Raw genomic sequence first — 18,140 nt, forward strand, 5'->3', positions numbered from 1 at the left:
CTTAGCAAAAAGGAGACGTTTTCATGAAACCTGTTTTTAAATTCTTGGCTCTTTCTTCAATCATTCTTTCCGGAGCATTCGCTCAAGCTTCTTTACTGACTCTTGATAAAGGCGCTCGTGCCATCGAGGGTGTGAATATTTCTAAAGGTGCGCATGCAACAGTTGATCAGACAAAAGTAGATCTGGTGACTGTCGGCGGTGGTCTTCGTTGGAAAAAAGTTCTTCTAGTAAAAGTAAAAGTCTATGTAGCTCAATTGATGATGACGAGTCCTGATCGCTTCGTGAAAAAAGACAAAGAAGCTTTAAAGTCCTTGGATGATAGCGACACTGTGGCAATCCAGTTGGCATTTCTTCGTACAGTGGATGCAGCGACCGTTCAAAGTTCATTCCGTGATGCATTGAGTGCGAACAAAGTTGATATGACTTCCGGAGCCGTAAAAACATTCTTGAATGCAGTTAAAAATGGCGGCGACGCAACTTCTGGTGGCACATTGACTATTTTGATTCACAAGCACAGCGATGGTTCAGAGACTTTGGTTTACGAGGACTCTGCTGCAAAACAAACCGTCATCAAAGGTGATAAAGGTTTGACTCAAAAAATCCTCGCGATCTGGTTGGGTGTTCCTTCTGATGATGGAGTCGCTTCATTGAAATCTGATCTGTTGTCCTCAAATAAATAGGAGGGCGCATGAAGGCCTTAAAAGCTTTAACAGCGGCTTCTTTATGTCTTGCTTTGGCGGCCTGTGATGCACAGGACGCCATTCGAAGCACAAAGGAAATCCCTGAAAAAATGGATCAAACAAATCAAAACATGGCCAACATGTTGGGTGAGATGAAAAAAACAACCACTGGAGTGCACGATCAATCATTGTTGATTCCTCTGGAAAATCTTTTGAAAGAAGAAAATCACGACTCTTTGTCGCCGGTTCCTTTCAAGTTGATGCCTTATGGAAAAAAGTTTGCGGAAGCAGCGTCGGCATCGGATTTGATGGATTTGACGTATCTTTGGTTGAAAGAGGTTGATGAATCTTTGCCGGCAAAAGATGTTGATGATTCTGGAAACGAAATTCCATACACAAAAAAAGAAATAGCCCATATCAATAACGAAAAAATAGCCCATATCGTGGCGTTACAAGTTATCGCGGGTTTTACACCTCAAGAAACAGTGGACGAAATTGTACAAGCAAATATCGTTGGGGCAGGACCTGATGCGAATCGTCGGTTTGAACAAACGGCATTATCATTCTTAATGTTAAGAACGATGTTTATCCGTGACGTTCTTTTGAATGAAAGTTTACTGGCGTCACCATTAGACAACGTCGGCAAAGTGGAAGAGTCGATGAAGTACGCAAAACAGGTAGATTACATTGCACGTCTTCGTTTTGCAGATAAGATCGCCTTTAAAACTCACGGTTTGTTAGCCGATAATGGCCAAGGTTTGCCGGAAGATGAGCAGCCGCAAGAGCAGCTAAGCAAAGATGTTGCCGCAAAATTATGGCGCAGCATCTATGACAAAGCTCAGGCTGATTGCCGCGTGGTTGAACGTGAGGTTGGTAACAACACGGAAGATGACAAGAAAATCTTCGAACAAGAGAAGCAACGTGCGACCGCAGATTTTAAAGCTCTAGATGGGTATGTAAAATCTTGGGACGCAGTTTTAAATTAGCAAAGAAAGGGCCTTTCAAAGGCCCTTTCTTTGATTTACGAAACGATGAAATTCCGCTGCAGGTCCGATAGGTCCTCCTGAAGGCAATGCCCAATAGAAGGTGCGTGATATTTTTAAGTCAGTGAGCGGAACAACAACTAGCTTTCCCAAAGCCAGCTCATTTTGAATACTTGATCTAGATACAAATGCGATGCCGAGCCCTGCAATGACGGCAGACTTAATGGCTTCAGAACTCCCAATATCAATACATTCTGAAAAATCTTTTTGACGAAGATCTGCTTTTTTCAAAGCACGCTCGATAACGGCCCGGGTTCCAGAGCCTTGTTCTCGCATTAAAAGAACTTGTCCTTTAAGGTCAGATGCTTTTCTGGCAGTGATTGAAGATTGCGGCGAAGTGACTAAAACAATTTCATCATCAATAAAAGGTTCTAAGCGTGCCGCAGAAGAGCGTGCATGTCCTTCCACAAGTCCCAGTGGAGTTTGTCTTGTGCGAATTTTTTTAAGAACTTCTTCGGTATTCGCAATTTCTAGGCTGAACTGAATATGCGGATACCGCTTTCTAAATTCCACAAGGTAAGCAGGTAAGATATGAGTGGCAATCGTTGTGCTGGCAGCTACAGTCAGATGACCTCGAATCACCTTGGATTCACTCACTTGAGAGGCCGCCTCTTCCAACAGGCCATGGATTTTTCTTGCATGATCTAAAAGCTTTTCGCCGGCAGATGTCAGTGTCACTCCATTAACAGACCTTTCAAAAAGCTGCGCGCGAAGTTCCTCTTCCAATTTCTGCAAATGGGCTGTTGCTGATGGCTGTGAAATATTCAGATTTTTTGCCGCTGCAGAAATACGACCGGCCTGGGCGATGGCCATAAAGGTTGTTAAAAGCTCGGGATCAAAGGGGAATCGGAAGCTGTTCATATATTTAAGTTATCATATTTTCTGATGGTATATATGAAAATAATATTATTTTTTCTGATATTCATGAACGATACTAGGTTCAATTGAAAGGAATTTTATGGAAAACGCAGCTCGGGGATCTAAAACATTAGGACATTATCTGATTCCGGCGGCAGGCTTACTTTGCTTGGCCCCTTTTATTTCGTCAGCAACGGCGTTGGTTTTGGGAATTGTGATCGCAGTGGTTATAGGAAATCCTTATATCGCTAAAACTCGTAAGCTGACTTCATCTCTTTTAAGCCTTTCCGTTATGGGGCTAGGGGCAGGGATGGATCTTGGGGTGGTTGGCCGCGTCGGCCTTGCCGGCATCGGTTATACAGTAGTGGGAATCTCCTGCACTTTGGTGTTGGGCTTTCTTATTGGAAAATTTTTGAAAACAGAGCGTGATACATCGGTGCTGATCTCTGTTGGGACGGCCATCTGTGGTGGCAGTGCGATTGCAGCGGTTGCCCCAACGATTCGTGCAAAACATCATGAGATTTCGGTAGCCTTGGGCGTAGTATTCCTTCTAAATGCCTTGGCCTTGGTGATTTTCCCACCCATTGGACATTTCCTGGATTTGACTCAACATCAGTTCGGTTTGTGGAGCGCCTTAGCGATTCACGATACAAGCTCTGTTGTTGGTTCCACATTGCAATATGGTCCTGAGTCTTTGGAAATTGGCACAACGGTGAAATTGGCTCGTGCTCTGTGGATTGTGCCGGTGACGTTCCTTTTCGGTTACCTGTTTGCTCGCGGACAGAAAAATCAAACAGGTGAAAAGGCTAAACGTCCTTGGTTCATTCTGGGTTTCTTGATTGCGGCGGCCCTGGTAACTTGGATTCCAGATTTACGCCCTGCTGGTCATGTTGTGAATGAGATCGCAAAACGAGCCTTGGTTGTGACATTGTTCTTGATTGGTGCGAATTTAACCAAAGAAACTTTGCGCACAGTGGGTGTGAAACCATTGATTCAAGGTATTTCATTATGGGCGACTGTCGCGAGCTGTACCCTTGCAGCCATTGTTATCGGATGGATCCACTAGTTAAGACCAACTTTCATAGATCTGCCAAATCAGCCAAAGATTTGCCAGACTGATTCCTGAAAATAAGAGCCATGCAATCCATTTAATGGGAGTCTGATTTGCGAAGACTCCCATTATTTTTTTATCGCTGGTAAAGCGAACTAATGGATATATTGCAAATGGTAGTTGTAAGCCCAGAATCACTTGCGTGATCACCAAAAGCTTTCCAGTCGAATTGTCGCCAAGCAGAAGCACTCCAATGAATGCGGGAAGTAAAGCCAAACCTCGAGTGAGCAAGCGAATTTTCCAGCTTGGCATTTGAATTTTTAGAAATCCTTCTAGAATCACCTGACCTGCAATAGTTCCCGTGAATGTCGAACTTTGCCCTGACGCCAATAAAGCAATCGCAAAAAGGAATGGAGCTAGAGTTGTTCCAAGAATAGGCTCTAGCAAACGGTGAGCATCTTGAATGTCAGCGACACCTTGATAGCCAGTTTTGTAAAATGTCGAACCGGCAAGAATTAAAATGGCGGAATTCACCAAAAAGGCAAGTGCTAGGGAAATCAAAGTATCAATCGTAGAGAAGCGGATGGCTTGTTGCTTCTCTGAATCGGTCACACCAAAATTTCGAGTTTGCACGATCGCAGAGTGTAAATAAAGATTATGAGGCATGATCGTCGCGCCAATAATTCCAATGGCCAAATACCAGCTGTGCGTATCTTGCGTCAGTTGCAACGAAGGAATATAGCCTTTTAAAACAGAAGACAAATGAGGCTGAGCGATAAGCAACTCAACTAAGAAACAAATGCCGATGGTTGCAACCAAACCCAAGATCAACGCTTCGATTTTTCTAAAACCTTTCCCAGCAAAAGCTAAAACTAAGAAAGTATCCAGGCAAGTGATACCGACGCCTACTAATAACGAACAGCCGAATAAAAGCTTAAATGCCAGAGCACTTCCTAAAACCTCTGCGATGTCAGTAGCGATGATAGCGATTTCGGCTAAGAGCCACTGAAATAAATTTGTCTTGGGATCATAGTATTCGCGTGAAGCTGCTGCAAGATCGAGCCCTGAAGCAATTCCTAATTTTAGACTGAGATATTGAAGAACGATAGCACCAAGGCTTGAAACAAGAACGATGCAAAGAAGTAGATACCCGAATCTAGAGCCTGCCTCGATGTCGGTGGCCCAGTTGCCCGGGTCCATATAACCGACGGAAACTAAAAGACCCGGTCCAAGAAACTTGAAAAACTTTGCAAGAGGGGATGCGTCCCTAGGAACTTTGATGCTGCCTTTGAAATCGGAAGAATTCATCAGCCCCATCCCCTCTGCAATTTGCCAAACTAATCTTGTGAAGCCTCAATTTTAGCTTCGCAAGTTGCGAGCATTTGTTCAAGCTCTGCTCGTTTTTGCGCCAAAGTTTTTCTGTAATCCTGGAAGCGATCTACGGTTTCAAGTAGATTTTCTTTCGTCACGGCTGTCACTTGACCTTTTTCATTGTAGCCGACGTCAACAGTGGCGTTGGTATCGCTACTAGTTTTATTTTTATTGAAGTTCTTCCACTCGGCCAAAAGTTCTGTATTCAACACATCGGAGCGATCAACTGCTTTAACGGCGGTACCGTCGCCTCCGTATTTCTTTTGATTCGCCTTTGCGTTGCAAGCGTCGACTTTACCAGCCAAACCTTTACTGGAATATTCGCGAATGCCGTAAAGAGCTTCGTACTCTTTAAAAGTATCGTACTTTAGGTTCTGAAGATATTCAGCCAGTTGAGTTTTATCCATGTGCATGACGTTGCCTTTTTCATCCACACCGATTGAAGTGTTATCACCCAAAGTTTCCTCTTTAGAGAGAGTCGTGTTGATGTTTTGGTCTTTCAAAACTTGTTCTTCACGTTTCTTTTTACTTGAGCAACCCGCTACTACTAACAACGCCACCGAAAATAAAATTAACTTTTTCATCGCCATTACTCCGATTAGTTATTCCAAACGTTGCTGCCTTTGCGAAGGCAGTTTTTCGAGTTTGGAACGATATCCGCAGAATCATTCATCCAAGATTTCAATACAGGTTTAATGCTATCAGATTGGATCTCACTCAATTTTGCCCCTGTATCGTAAGCCAGAGCCCAACCGCCGATGCGCAAGACATTATGACGTTCCGCTGAGGTCGAGTCTGTCACCGTGGCAGAGTTCAAAGGTTGATCTTGGTCATAGTCTTCTTTCATGATCCACTGGCGATCCAATGCTTTCTTAATAAGGGCATTCATGGAGGCCCCTTGTTTCACGTAGCGGCAGATGTATTGATCCATTTCCGAGGTCGTGTTGACCATTTGCGGATATTTGGAGAGATCCAAAGCTGCTTGCTTTGTTTTATAAGTTTTGCGATCCACGTTGGCATTGCAGATTTTAATTTGTGTTTCGTACCAGTCCTTACGTTGTTTGTAAGTGGCTTTGTAGTTTTCGAAACGACGAATGCGATCCTTCAAGTAATCAGTTGAAACTGCCACGAGATTTTTCTTTTCATCCAGACCAATTTTTTGGAATTGATCTTCACGGTCTGTCAAACGGGCTTTGTCGGGCATTTTTACGTAAGTGCCTTCGCCGCCGATTTCGGAAGAGTTTTCCTTCAGCTGGCATTCCTCAAGAACGCCCCAAAGACCTTTCCCAGTCTCATCACTGCCATAGATTGTATCTTCAAGTCCGTAAACATCGTATTGAAGTTGACGAATATAATCTGCCAAGCGAACTTTCTTTTGCATGATCATCTCGTCTTTTTCATTAAGACCAATGACTGTGCCGCCGCCCATGTCCTCTTGCTTCTTAATTTCTGTGTCTAATTTCTCTGCTTTGTTGGGATTCGATGCGCAGGCCGCAAGGAATAGGGGCAGAATCAGATAGCTTACTTTCTTCATGTACAATCACCTCTGTTGCGTTCTGTTGCCAGAAACTTGTTACACATCTAAAAATTTACTCCGCTAAAATCAGAGAGGGTAGATATTTGCTTGAATTTCGTTTCGTGCACTGTAACTAATGCGTGCGTCCATTTTGTAGGTAGTTGAAACTTAAAATAAATTCCTGTGGATATCTATTAACGCATGTTTGCTGGTGCTGACCTAAGTCGCGAATATTGGATTTAATATTTTGTCTGTCTCAATATAAGTCGGTATTCGCGTTCATTCTCCTTATCGTGGAGGGACATAAAAATTAATTAATGCCGTTTTAATTGGGCCTTAAGAAGTCTTTGTTAGCCTGATCACAGTTGTAGAACAACGAAACAAAACCAAATGGAGGTTTTATGAAAATCGCTACAGTTATCTTGTCTCTAGTATTCGCTGGTATGTTCGCACACGCTCAAGCTCCAGAAGCTGGTCCTGCAACTGGTTCTGAAGGTGCAAAAATGGAAGCTCCTGCAAAAGCTGAGAAAAAAGAGAAAAAAGAGAAAAAACACAAAAAGCACAGCAAAAAAGAAAAATCAGAAAAATCTGAAGAAGGCACTGCAACTAAGTAATTAGTTGCCGCATTCGACAAATTAAAAAAGGGAACTGGAAGCAGTTCCCTTTTTTTGTTTTTAAAAAGTGTAGTAATTCTTAAAATCATCGCCGCAGTTGACACGTTTTTTGATTTCGCTTGGCAAAGTAATTGGCAAAGGATTGGCGTAAGAGGCGATGTCAAAATGCATCGGACTAAGGTGCCCTCGCAAAATACAGAGCCCCACGTCTTCTAGAACATTTATAATCGAAGATAAAAAGGAGCTTTTTATGCATGTAAAAGAAGCTATGAATCCTCATGCCGATGTCATCAACTGCGAGCACACTGTGCAAGAGGCTGCGCAAAAAATGCTTCGCGGAGATTACGGAAGTTTGCCTGTCGAGCGCGATGATAAAATGGTGGGAATGATTACGGATCGCGATATCGTCATTCGTGTTGTGGCTCAAGGCCTAGATCCGGCCAAAACCAAAGTGGAAACGTGCATGACAGAGGGAATCAGCTATTGTTATGACGACGATGACTTGGCCGTTGTAGGTCAAGAAATGATCACAGGGAAAATACGACGTTTGCCAGTGATCAATCGCAAGAAGCGTTTAGTGGGGATGTTAAGTCTAGGGGACATTGCGAATAAGGGACAGAATAAGAATCTTTCCCATGATATCCTTAGCCACGTTTCTCATTAGGCTGTTATTTAGAGACATTTTATGTCCCTCGATAGAAATCTTTGCGCCTTGCTTATTGTAAGGTGCATTTCCATGATGCCTCCATCTTGAAACGCTATTCTTAAAGCGTGAAAGAGGAGGTCTCATGCTGAGAATCTTAGAGATTTTTGGTTTTTCTGTTCTTTTCTATTTAGTCATCAACCAACCATTGTGGGCGGCGACTTTGTCCAAGACGACAGCTAGCTCTGTTCAACAGGGAAAGCCAGCTTCTGCCGACTTGATGAGATGTGTGTACACGCCGGATTCAAGTTCTCAAACTTCCTCATTGCCGACCTCGTTAATGGGATTCAAATTTTACCTAGAGCCGAATAATAACAATGAAATTGCCGTGGATATATACACAGTGAATGCGGATTCAAAACCGATCAAGCAGGTGGGACATGCAGAGCTTGCAACAGAGACGGCGCTTTCATCCTCTCTGTCTTCCTCAAGTTTGGCATCGGCACTGACTTCCTTAGAACTTGCCGAAGATTCACCGTTTGAGTTCCTTATTACATTTGCCTCGGGAGTTGGCGGTGAGCGGTTTTCCGGTGTCATTGAGACCACAACGACGTTCTTTGGGGAGGTCTATACAAAGGTTCCTGTGCAATGTCGTTTAGCTCCCCAAGGGAAGGCAGCAGCTCAGGACGCTAATAGTGCATCTGGCACGAATGTCACCCCGTAGGCTGTCTAGGGTTTAGACGGGTTTGAAAAAAAATTTTCGGTCTCACAAAGCACCCAGCGAACTTCATCAAAATGAATTATTATGGCTCATCTTTTAACGGAGGTATTTGTGAGACTCTTAGACCTTGGTTCTTTGATCGGCTTTTTCACTGTCCTTTCCTTTGCTCCTATTGCCCATGCAAATACGGATTTGAAATTGAATAACGACAATATCGTCATTCAAGGGACAGGGCGTGCATCGATGACTTTTAATATCCTGGCATTTTATACTCCGTCTAAAAATTTCGATAAATCTCAAAGCGGTCAAAACTGCAAATTCGCCGAAGATGCTTACAGTCCAAACGACGCTGATAAGGCTGTTGTGATTAAAGCAACCTTGGATGGTAAAGGCGGATACAGCATCAATATTCCAGCGACAGGCATCCGCGGTTCTTGCAAATATTCTTTGGATAGCGTTTATGCGGATATGCACGATGGTGTCGCTGACGAAAACTTGAAACTTCAAACATCTGCAAGCATAGCGAAGATGAATGATGATTTGGCAAGTGTGGGCGGTGCTGATCCTGTGACGTCACTATCTGACTTGAAAACAATGTATTGCCAATTTGCTGATGAATATGAGGTAGGTCTTTGTGGAACAGCTGATAGCGATTTGCTAGAGATTGAATATCAAATTTCTTCTAAGCCAGAGACTTACACTTTAGATATCAAAGATGTTTCAGAGCGTCCTGAACCTAAATACTAATTTCGACGTTAAAAAGAAAATAAAAAAGCGCCATGTTGAAACAGGCGCTTTTTTTATTTTCAATTATTGTGATTTCAATTTCTTTATTTCAGTAGCGACTCGTTGGGCATCTAAAGCCGGGTCCACGTCTTTTTCAACCCAACGAATTCTAAGTTGCGGATCGATAATGAAGGTCCAACGTTTTGAAAGATTCCGATCTTCCATCTTCGTACCATACATCTTAATCACTTTGCTATCTGGATCAGCCAGCAAGGTGAAATTCAAATGATGATCTTTGTGGAAGGCGGCTTGTTCTGCCACTGTGTCAGCACTGACACCATATACTTCGGCGCCCTGCTGACGAATTTGTTCAATAGAATCACGAAAGGCACAAGCTTGCGTTGTGCATCCTGGAGTCCCGGCTTTCGGGTAGAAATACAAAACAGTCCAGCTATTTTTGCGTGATGCTAAGTCAAACTCCTTGCCATCTTGTGTTAGCGCTTTAAAAAGCGGAGCTGCATCGAATTGCTTCGGCTCCGCCGCCATAGACATAGACGTCATAATTACGACTCCTGTAAAAAGACCGAGTATTTGTTTTTTCATTCATCAATCGTAACGTCTAACTATGAAATTGGCGAGTGGCTTCATATAAGAACCACGACCGTTTTTCTGTTTCATCGATCCACACTTCAATCAAGCTTGTGCTTGCGATATCATGATGCTCTTCACAGACATCATGAGCTTCACGTAGCGACGCCGTTAAGGTGCGATTGTCCTGACATAGTTCAGAAAGCATATCCTCTGGTGTTACAAACTCTGCATCATTGTCAGAGATCCTTTGCATTCTAGATACCTGTCCGATGGATTTTAGTGTCATGCCGCCCACTTTACGAACACGTTCTGCCAATTGATCTGTCATCGCGAAAATTTGCTCGCCTTGCTCATCGAGTAATAGATGAAAATCGCGGAAGTGCGGACCACTCATGTGCCAATGGAAATTTTTGGTTTTAAAATAAAGGGCATAAACATCCGCGAGAACTAAATTCAATGCGGCCGAGATATCCTTCGTCGCCTGCTCGCTTAAATCGGTCGGCGTGCGAAGTGGGGCTAAACGAACATTCTTGCCTGCCGTTGTTTCGTGCTTACTTGAATGGGAATGTTTTTCCTGATTGTGTTTTTCCATGAAATCCTCCAGCAAGCATTGTACCCCTTTTAGTAGAGAATGGGCTGTTAACAGATTGAAACTGTGAATGCACAAACCCGTTATTGGCGGAGTCATGCTAAGAGACAACGAGGCTTGGCAGAATTATCTCGCTCGATACGATGGCACTTTGATCTCCAGCGGATTTATTGACGAACATCTGTATTTCTTTGATGTAAAGAAGATCCTTGGTCTTTACGAGAAAAAAAAGCCCATCATGTGGATGGGCTTTTTTTAGATTAAGAATGCAATTTATAGCGGGCCGCGGGTTCTGAGCGCGATAAGTTCGGTCCCAAAGCCAAGCGAGCGGCGTTGAACTTCTCCCAATCTTTCTGGTCGGGTAAGGATGGAATCGTAATCAACTCTTTATTATCTAGTCCTACAAGGGCTGCATCGACCATTTTTTCCGTGGACATGACCATCTCTTTTGGAAAATGACTTAGGTCAACGCCAGCACGTTCCCAGATTTCTGTACTTGTTGCTCCGGGTAGTACAGCTTGCACATGAATGTTTTTGCCAATCAGTTCGTTATGTAAGCCTTGAGTGAAGGCTAGAACATAGGCTTTGCTTCCGCTATAGACGATACCAACAAGTTCCGGGGCCAATGCGACAATTGAGGCGATATTAATAATGGTGCCTTGATTGCGTGCGATAAATCCTGGAATGGCAGCTCCAGTTAAACGAGTCAATGCTGTGACATTTAAGTTCAGCATAGATTCGATCTTATTCATATCCGCTTCCGAGAATTTTTCTGCCACAGCAATACCGGCATTATTGATAAGGAGGGTGATTTCTTTGTCTGTCTTCAAAATCTCTTCGACACGAAGAAGATCAGCCTTGGCAGTTAGGTCTGCTTTAACAATATCCACTCGGCGACCGGTCTCCGTAGTTAAACGATCCGCAATTTTCTGCATGCGCTTGTCGTCGCGAGCAACCAGGATCAAGTCATAGCCTCTTTTAGCCAAACGATCCGCATAGACAGCACCGATTCCCGAAGAGGCGCCTGTGATAAGAGCTGTTCCTTTGTTCTGAGTGTGTTTCATAATGAACTTCCTTAAGTCATGAGGTTTATTTAAAACCAGTGTAAACAGATCTGTTTACATCTTGAGCCAAATGTAAACTAACCTGTTTACATTTTCAATGGATTATTTTATAATGTTGCATATGAAGACAAGTAAGCGCGATGAAATCATCCAAACAGCCTATGCCCATTTCTATAAAGAAGGCTTTCATGCAGCCGGGGTCGATCGAGTGTTGGAAGGCACAGGAATTTCAAAGCGAACTCTTTATAAGTATTTTGGCTCGAAAGAAGAATTGATCGAGGCGACTCTCGATCATTATCGACATGTTTCTAGTGATTCGATTTATCAGGTCATCGAGAAGAAAACGTCTCCAGAGGATAAGGCTTTGGCGATTTTTGATTGGCTTCATCAAGTCCTGCAGTCTGGTCATACGATGGGGTGTTATGCTATGAAGGCCCGTCTGGAATACAATGATAGAAATTCTGCCATCGAAAAAAAGTGTGATGATTATTTTGCACTCACGGAAGAGTTGCTTTATCCCTTCTTAAAAGAGGCTGGATGTTCAGAGGCGAAGAAATTGTCCCGTCAACTGGCGATTCTTTTCCGCGGAACCATCTTAACAGCCCAGGCCTCCAAAGATCCAGCGGTTGTTCTAAGCGCGAAAGCTGCAGCTAAAGTTTTATTGAAAAATGCGATGACATAAACTAAGTGCTTTGGTCGAGCCAGCCTTGTGGAAAAAGTATGAGATATGCTTCCATATGTTCTGGAGTATTCATGATCAAATTCACACTGATTTGTGCCCTTGGATTTTTCACTGTTGCAAAAACACTTTCGAATCACGCTGTCGCAGAATCGAAACCCGCTATAAATGACCTTGTCCTTGAGGTCGTGCAGAACATGCCGTCACGTGGTGGTTATGATGTCAGCCCCGAGGCTTTTGCCAACTTGAAAAAATCCATCACAGTTAAAAACAACAATCTTGAGGTGATGGCCTCAGGCGCTCATCCAAGTTTTTGCAGCGAATCGACATACTTGGTCTTTACACAGGTTTTGGCTCAGCTGCAAAAGCAGGGCAAGCTTCATCTCACTGAAGCTGATTGGCAGAACTTTACTGTGGGGAATCCCTCCGAACAACCTGATGGTAGCGGTGTCTGGGGACGCTGGAACTCGAACGGTCCGGGAACAGCACGGCTTTTTGAGGAGCTTCAATTAGGTCGCAACTTTACCAAAATAGACGAGGCCCTGCCCGGGGACTTCATGAAGATCTTTTGGAATGATGAAATCGGCGCTAAAGAAAAGGGACATTCGGTCATATTCATGGGTGTTAGAGTCGAACCGTCAGGTCGCAAGATTTGCTACTGGTCCAGCAATCAGGCTTATGAAGGAGAGCCAGCAGGCGGCATGGGTGTGAAGTGCTCTGATGAAAAGAAAATTCATCGCACTCTATTTTCTCGCTTAGAAAATCCGCGGGCCTTAGAGAAATCCCTGGCTTCGATTTCAAGTGTTTCGAAAAAATATACAGATCCGTATCTGAGCAGTTTATTGAAAGTGGCTTCAAGTCCCAAAGAGATGTGCGATAAAGTTAACTGTGTGAAATGATGCTCGTAATCACTTGAATCACATTTTGAAGCTTTACATTAAAATCTGGATGGGCCGGGATCTTCACGAAGTGCGGATGTTGAGACCACACCTGTTCTAATACTTTTCCGCTAGCCACACTTTGATCATAGTTATGAAAGCGTGTCTTTTGAAGTCCGCCGAAATACTCTTTCTTAGGAATTTCTAAGAACAAGACATGGTCATAAGCTGAAAGCTCGCCTTGAAGATCAATATCAAAATTTTTGATATAATCATCAGGCCCCGGTGGCCAGAAAGCAGCGCCGTCCAATTTAGCGCGATCCATGATCATAACGGATGCGTCACTTTTTTGAGAGAAAATAGATTCCAGGTTTTCTTGAACGGAAAGGATCGCATTTTGAAAAGCGCGAATCTGCTCTAGGTCCTCGTGCGCAGGGGCGGGAAAGCCTCCGCTAAGAAGAACTACAGCACTTTCGGGGACAACAACAACCTGCTCTCCAAAATGCTTTTGAAGTTCTAATAAAGTGGTGCTCTTTCCCGAAGAAGGAGCACCCGTCAAAACAATCTTTATTTTGCGTCGAAGTGCCGGCATTAGTGCGCCGCATTTTGATAGATTCTATCTTCGAAAGCTGCCAGAGCGGCTTTCGCACCTTCACCCATTGCAATCACGATTTGCTTGTAGGGAGTTGTCGTGACGTCACCTGCTGCATAAATACCTGGAATAGAAGTACGGCATTTTTCATCAACGATGATTTCTCCAAATTTGCTCATGTTCACGGTGTCTTTTAAGAACTGGCTGTTTGGAACCAGGCCGATTTGTACAAAGACGCCATCGACATCAAGTTTTTCAAGCTTATTAAGACTGCGATCCGTGTACTCGATCTGATTAACTTTTTGACCGTCACCGATCAGTTTTTCAGTGCGAGCATTCGTGATGATTGAAGTGTTCGGCATCGATTTCAATTTATCTACAAGAATCTGATCTGCTTTCAACGAGTCGTTGTATTCAACCAACACAACCTCGCGAACAATACCAGCCAAATCAATCGCTGCCTCGACACCAGAGTTACCGCCGCCAATCACTGCTACTTTTTTGCCCTTATAGAAAGGACCATCGCAGTGAGGACAATAAGCGACGCCACGGCCCAGGTATTCTTTTTCGCCTTCAACACCCAATTCGCGCCATTTGGCGCCAGTTGTAACGATGATGGAATCTGCTGTCAGATGTTCACCACTTTCAAGTTCGATGGCTTTTACTTTCTCAGTATGAACTTTTTTAACTCTGCGGTTTTCAAAAACACGAATAGGATAACTTGCAACGTGTTGATTCAACTGCGCTGCCAATTGAGGGCCCTCAGTGTAAGTCACAGAGATCAAGTTTTCGATTCCTTTGGTTTCTTGTACCTGGCCGCCGATTTTTTCTGTGATCATAGCGACACTCAATCCTTTGCGCACGCTATAGATGGCAGCAGAGGCCCCAGCAGGACCGCCACCAATGACTAGAACGTCGAAGTGTCCAAGATTTTTATTCACTGGCTCTGACGGAGTCGTGTTTTCATCAACACCAAAAGTGGCCTCGAGCTTTGTCAATAAATCCAAGACAGAGATACGGCCTGAGTGAAACATTTTAGAGTTTGTCACAAGGCTTGGAACACCTTGAATGCCAAGCTTTTGAATGTCGTCTTGTACATACCCACCATCGATGATTTCATGGCTCATGCTTCCATGGACCAAAGCCATTTGATTCAAAGCCTGAACAACTTCAGGGCAGTTTTCACATGTCAAAGAGATGTAAGTTTGAATTTTTATATTTTTATTAAGACGCTTCACGCGGTCAACGATGACGCTATCGATAAGTTTACCTTTACGGTTCGTATTTAAAATAGCGAGGATAAGAGACGTGAATTCGTGACCTCCAGGAATCCCTTTGAAAGTGATGCCTGTGTGTTTTCCTTCGTATTCCAAATGGAATTGCGGCATCGGGCTTGTGCCGTTTTCGTTTTTACGCAAAACGATGTGCGAAGATGTGCTTGCAACATCTCGAAGCATTTCAATCAGATCATTTTGATCTTCGTGAGAGCTGTTTTCGTAGACAAGCTCAACATTTTTATCGAGTACTGCGAATACAGAAGAGAGTTGTTCTTTAAGAGAGGAATCTAATGACATAAAACAGCCTCCATTGAAAACGATGCTAAGAGCATCAGAGGGGACAAGAGATGGTTCCCGCTGAACCAAATAAATTCCAAAACAGCGGGAACCGAAAATGGACTAGATTTTACCAACAAGATCCAAACCAGGTTTCAAAGTAGCTTTACCTGGAGTCCATTTCGCTGGGCATACTTCGCCTGGGTTCGCAGCGATGTATTGAGCAGCTTGAGTTTTGCGATACAATTCATCAGCATTGCGGCCGATGCCGTTGTCTTGAACTTCAGCCAATACGATTTTGCCTTCTGGGTTCACCAAGAAAGTACCGCGGTAAGCAAGGCCTTCTTCTTCAATGTGAACGCCGAATGCGCGAGTCAATTGGAATGTAGGGTCTGCCAACATTGGATATTTGATTTTTTTGATTGTGTCAGAAGCATCATGCCATGCTTTGTGAGTGAACTGAGTGTCAGTAGAAACGCTGTAAACTTCAACGCCGATTTTTTGGAAATCAGCATATTTATCAGCCATGTCACCCAATTCAGTTGGACATACAAATGTAAAGTCAGCTGGATAGAAGAAGAAGATGGACCATTTGCCTTTAAGGTCATTTTGAGTCACGGTTTTGAAATCACCGTGGTGGAAAGCTTGAACTTTGAAATCAGGCACTTTTGTGTTGATGATTGTTTGCATTTATTCTCCTTGAATAAATTGGTGTTGTTGTGTTGTGAGCCAAGAGGGCTCTAATCGTTTAAGCGATATCTTTCGCTGTTAAGAATACGGGTGCAACCCTTTTTAGGGAAATCGATTATAAATATACATTGATAGAAATTATCTATTGCGTTAAAATGACCCCAATAGAGGTTAATTATGACTCCTAAGGTGAGCTTTTCTCTGACGCAGCTGGAATATGTGATGGCTGTCCATAAGTATGGTCATTTTGCGAAAGCCGCAGAGGCCTGTTTCGTGACGCAGCCAACGCTTAGCATGCAAATTCAAAAATTGGAGGAGGATTTGAGTGTTGTCATTTTTGATCGCTCGAAGAAGCCGATTCTATTGACCTCCATGGGAAAGAAATTGATTTCTCAGATGCAGACGGTTCTTTTTGAAGCAAAGAAAATTGAAGCGATTATTCAACAGGAAAAAAAAGGCACGAAGCAGGGCAGCTTGAAAGTGGGCGTCATTCCAACTGTAGCGCCGTATTTATTGCCGCGCCTTTTACCGGTTTGTGAAGAACTCTATCCTGAGATGGAGCTTAATATCAAGGAGCTGCAAACAGAGCAGATTCTGACAGCCCTTGATAATGATGAAATTGATGTCGGAATATTAGCGACTCCGTCACAGTCGCCGAAGATGTTCGAGTTTCCGTTATATTATGAGCCTTTCTATGTGCTTTGCGAAAAAGGCCATGACTATGCTCAGATGAAAAAGATCAAGTATCAAACATTGGGAATGGATGATGTATGGTTATTAGAGGAAGGGCACTGTCTGCGTAATCAGGTTCTTGATCTTTGCTCGATTAAAAAGGGCAAGGGCCAGGGGCGGCGATATAAATTTGAAAGTGGAAGTTTAGAGACTTTAAAAAACCTTGTGGATCTTTATGGTGGTTACACGTTGCTGCCGCATCTTGCGACAGAGCATATCGGCAATCGCAGTCAGCTTGTGCAATTCGATCGTCCGATTCCAGCCCGAGAAATCGGCTTGGTGTATCGTCGTGAACACTATAAAAGTGAATTGATTGAAGCATTGGGCGAAGCTGTTTTGAAAAGTATCCCTGATGAAATTCGCAAAATTCGTCAAAAAGATTTAGATGTCTTACCAATAGCCTAGGCTAAAGCTTCAAGCCATTTAGCAGAAGTCCATGTGAACGGAGATTCTGACTGATAGAATCTTCGACTTACAGGGCGAAGAAGCCCGCGATTTACTTCGTAAATTTCCGCCATGAAAGCATCGCTGTAAATTGATTCAGCAAATTTATTAGCAATGCGTTCGGCTTCCTCTGTATCACCCATAAGTTTGGCAATGCGGTGGCAGTCGGCAATGAGCCAACCCCAGTAAAAACCGTCGTGATAATGGCGAAGACCCACCATTTTTGTCGTCCAGCTTATATTTTTAGGATTATAAAAAGGATGAACCGGAACTCCAGGGCAAAGATCCATTTGCCAAAGTTTTGCTTTTTTCAAAGCAGCAAAGACATTCTTCTTGGAGATATGCGGCAGAATATTTTCAGAGGATAAGAAAAGCAAATGACTATCTAAAGACAAGCGTTCGCTATCAACTTGTTCGCGGAATAGATCATTTGAGTAAAATTTCGCAGTGATCTGTGTTTCAAGCTTTTCCAAAGTTGTTGCGGGAATCGGTGAAATTCCAAAAGGGCGTAACAAAGCGCAGACTTCCAAATAAAGAAGTTGAGTTAAAAGAAGAACTCCTTCTCTGCGAACAGAATCCTGCCAGTCTGAGTAAGCCGGTTGTTCGATCAGACCCTCAGAATTAAAGTGATACACTTTAAGCAGTTCGGCCGCCACTTTCGGAGTGATCGGAAGGGGCTGCTGAGTCAATGCAGCAAGTTGGCAGCAGGCCTTGATAAAAAGCAGGTTTGAATCGAAGGCTGACGTTTGATGTTCGCCTAAGAATTCGGGTTTTAACTTATTTTTTGTATAACTTTTCGGAAAGGCAAAGGTAGGCAGAAATGAATTCCAAACAACGCGTGTTTTGGGATTGGTAACATCAAGACCGCGAGGAAGAAATCCATTTGAATCAACATGACTTTTGATCAAATGAAGTTGATTTGCAACCACATCAGCATATCCACCGTGTATAAGTCCCGGCACCGAATAGCAAAAATCACGCACCCAAAGTGTGCGGAATTGGTGTCCGCCGGCAGCAAAGAAACGACCTTGTTGAGTGAGTAGTAGATTTTTTTGGAGACTTGCTAAAGCCTTTTGTCTTAGAGCTTCCATGGGTGGGGCCTTTC

The 18,140-nt window shown here is 43.5% G+C and carries 22 protein-coding genes; 11 read left to right on the forward strand and 11 right to left on the reverse strand.

What is annotated here, in order from left to right:
* The first annotated feature begins 23 nt into the window (after positions 1-23).
* Positions 24-680: a hypothetical protein gene (locus VF412_RS13555; protein WP_331339782.1), complete on the forward strand. Its 657-nt coding sequence runs from the start codon at positions 24-26 to the stop codon at positions 678-680.
* Positions 681-688: 8 nt separating this feature from the next.
* Complete coding sequence (locus VF412_RS13560) at positions 689-1,666, forward strand: hypothetical protein (RefSeq protein WP_331339783.1); 978 nt, start codon at positions 689-691, stop codon at positions 1,664-1,666.
* Between the two features lie 15 nt (positions 1,667-1,681).
* Here the strand turns inward: VF412_RS13560 and VF412_RS13565 are convergent, their stop codons facing one another.
* Positions 1,682-2,584 carry a LysR family transcriptional regulator gene (locus VF412_RS13565; protein ID WP_331339784.1) on the reverse strand — a complete coding sequence of 301 codons (903 nt, stop codon included), beginning with the start codon at positions 2,582-2,584 and terminating at the stop codon, positions 1,682-1,684.
* Between the two features lie 97 nt (positions 2,585-2,681).
* Here VF412_RS13565 and VF412_RS13570 point away from each other — a divergent pair, with 97 nt between their 5' ends.
* Positions 2,682-3,647 carry a YeiH family protein gene (locus tag VF412_RS13570; RefSeq protein ID WP_331339785.1) on the forward strand — a complete coding sequence of 322 codons (966 nt, stop codon included), beginning with the start codon at positions 2,682-2,684 and terminating at the stop codon, positions 3,645-3,647.
* Here the strand turns inward: VF412_RS13570 and VF412_RS13575 are convergent, their stop codons facing one another.
* From VF412_RS13575 to VF412_RS13585, 3 genes are read right to left on the reverse strand one after another with little or no spacing between them, the layout of a single operon-like run.
* The gene (locus tag VF412_RS13575; RefSeq protein WP_331339786.1) at positions 3,648-4,940 is read right to left on the reverse strand and encodes an Nramp family divalent metal transporter; all 1,293 of its coding nucleotides are present in this window, start codon (positions 4,938-4,940) and stop codon (positions 3,648-3,650) included. It lies immediately after the preceding gene.
* Between the two features lie 29 nt (positions 4,941-4,969).
* The gene (locus VF412_RS13580; RefSeq protein ID WP_331339787.1) at positions 4,970-5,587 is read right to left on the reverse strand and encodes a membrane lipoprotein lipid attachment site-containing protein; all 618 of its coding nucleotides are present in this window, start codon (positions 5,585-5,587) and stop codon (positions 4,970-4,972) included.
* A 14-nt stretch (positions 5,588-5,601) separates the two neighbouring features.
* Positions 5,602-6,537, reverse strand: coding sequence for a hypothetical protein (locus VF412_RS13585; RefSeq protein WP_331339788.1), 936 nt, complete (start codon positions 6,535-6,537; stop codon positions 5,602-5,604).
* A 383-nt stretch (positions 6,538-6,920) separates the two neighbouring features.
* On the opposite strand from VF412_RS13585, the gene VF412_RS13590 reads away from it, so the two are divergent.
* The 4 genes from VF412_RS13590 (at position 6,921) to VF412_RS13605 (ending at position 9,244) form a co-directional block, all read left to right on the forward strand.
* On the forward strand, positions 6,921-7,133 hold the full coding sequence (locus tag VF412_RS13590; RefSeq protein WP_331339789.1) for a hypothetical protein: 213 nt from the start codon (positions 6,921-6,923) through the stop codon (positions 7,131-7,133).
* A 250-nt stretch (positions 7,134-7,383) separates the two neighbouring features.
* Complete coding sequence (locus VF412_RS13595; protein WP_331339790.1) at positions 7,384-7,797, forward strand: CBS domain-containing protein; 414 nt, start codon at positions 7,384-7,386, stop codon at positions 7,795-7,797.
* Positions 7,798-7,921: 124 nt separating this feature from the next.
* Positions 7,922-8,500: a hypothetical protein gene (locus tag VF412_RS13600; RefSeq protein ID WP_331339791.1), complete on the forward strand. Its 579-nt coding sequence runs from the start codon at positions 7,922-7,924 to the stop codon at positions 8,498-8,500.
* Between the two features lie 108 nt (positions 8,501-8,608).
* Positions 8,609-9,244 (forward strand): hypothetical protein, encoded by a 636-nt coding sequence (locus VF412_RS13605; protein WP_331339792.1) that lies wholly within the window; start codon positions 8,609-8,611, stop codon positions 9,242-9,244.
* A gap of 63 nt (positions 9,245-9,307) precedes the next feature.
* Here the strand turns inward: VF412_RS13605 and VF412_RS13610 are convergent, their stop codons facing one another.
* Complete coding sequence (locus VF412_RS13610) at positions 9,308-9,784, reverse strand: peroxiredoxin (RefSeq protein ID WP_331339793.1); 477 nt, start codon at positions 9,782-9,784, stop codon at positions 9,308-9,310.
* A 58-nt stretch (positions 9,785-9,842) separates the two neighbouring features.
* The gene (locus VF412_RS13615; protein WP_331339794.1) at positions 9,843-10,406 is read right to left on the reverse strand and encodes a DNA starvation/stationary phase protection protein; all 564 of its coding nucleotides are present in this window, start codon (positions 10,404-10,406) and stop codon (positions 9,843-9,845) included.
* A 67-nt stretch (positions 10,407-10,473) separates the two neighbouring features.
* On the opposite strand from VF412_RS13615, the gene VF412_RS13620 reads away from it, so the two are divergent.
* Positions 10,474-10,662: a hypothetical protein gene (locus tag VF412_RS13620; protein ID WP_331339795.1), complete on the forward strand. Its 189-nt coding sequence runs from the start codon at positions 10,474-10,476 to the stop codon at positions 10,660-10,662.
* Between the two features lies 1 nt (position 10,663).
* Here the strand turns inward: VF412_RS13620 and VF412_RS13625 are convergent, their stop codons facing one another.
* Positions 10,664-11,467 carry an SDR family oxidoreductase gene (locus VF412_RS13625; protein ID WP_331339796.1) on the reverse strand — a complete coding sequence of 268 codons (804 nt, stop codon included), beginning with the start codon at positions 11,465-11,467 and terminating at the stop codon, positions 10,664-10,666.
* Between the two features lie 121 nt (positions 11,468-11,588).
* Between VF412_RS13625 and VF412_RS13630 the strand changes: the two genes are divergently transcribed.
* Complete coding sequence (locus VF412_RS13630) at positions 11,589-12,149, forward strand: TetR/AcrR family transcriptional regulator (RefSeq protein ID WP_331339797.1); 561 nt, start codon at positions 11,589-11,591, stop codon at positions 12,147-12,149.
* A 71-nt stretch (positions 12,150-12,220) separates the two neighbouring features.
* A complete protein-coding gene (locus tag VF412_RS13635; protein ID WP_331339798.1) occupies positions 12,221-13,045 on the forward strand; it encodes a hypothetical protein in 825 nt (274 codons plus the stop codon).
* Here the strand turns inward: VF412_RS13635 and VF412_RS13640 are convergent.
* The 3 genes from VF412_RS13640 to ahpC form a co-directional block, all read right to left on the reverse strand.
* Positions 13,029-13,616 (reverse strand): AAA family ATPase, encoded by a 588-nt coding sequence (locus VF412_RS13640; protein ID WP_331339799.1) that lies wholly within the window; start codon positions 13,614-13,616, stop codon positions 13,029-13,031. The genes VF412_RS13635 and VF412_RS13640 overlap by 17 nt on opposite strands.
* A complete protein-coding gene (ahpF, locus tag VF412_RS13645) occupies positions 13,616-15,190 on the reverse strand; it encodes an alkyl hydroperoxide reductase subunit F (RefSeq protein WP_331339800.1) in 1,575 nt (524 codons plus the stop codon). Before ahpF ends, VF412_RS13640 begins: the two co-directional genes overlap by 1 nt.
* 102 nt (positions 15,191-15,292) lie before the next feature.
* Entirely contained in the window at positions 15,293-15,859 is a 567-nt protein-coding gene (gene ahpC, locus VF412_RS13650; protein WP_331339801.1) for an alkyl hydroperoxide reductase subunit C, read from the reverse strand.
* 177 nt (positions 15,860-16,036) lie between these two features.
* Between ahpC and VF412_RS13655 the strand changes: the two genes are divergently transcribed.
* Positions 16,037-16,996 carry a hydrogen peroxide-inducible genes activator gene (locus tag VF412_RS13655; RefSeq protein ID WP_331339802.1) on the forward strand — a complete coding sequence of 320 codons (960 nt, stop codon included), beginning with the start codon at positions 16,037-16,039 and terminating at the stop codon, positions 16,994-16,996.
* On the opposite strand, the gene VF412_RS13660 is transcribed toward VF412_RS13655, so the two are convergent.
* A complete protein-coding gene (locus tag VF412_RS13660) occupies positions 16,993-18,126 on the reverse strand; it encodes a hypothetical protein (protein ID WP_331339803.1) in 1,134 nt (377 codons plus the stop codon). The two genes, VF412_RS13655 and VF412_RS13660, sit on opposite strands and share 4 nt — an antisense overlap.
* Positions 18,127-18,140: the final 14 nt, after the last annotated feature.

This window comes from Bdellovibrio sp. (assembly GCF_036384735.1).
Lineage (GTDB): Bacteria > Bdellovibrionota > Bdellovibrionia > Bdellovibrionales > Bdellovibrionaceae > Bdellovibrio.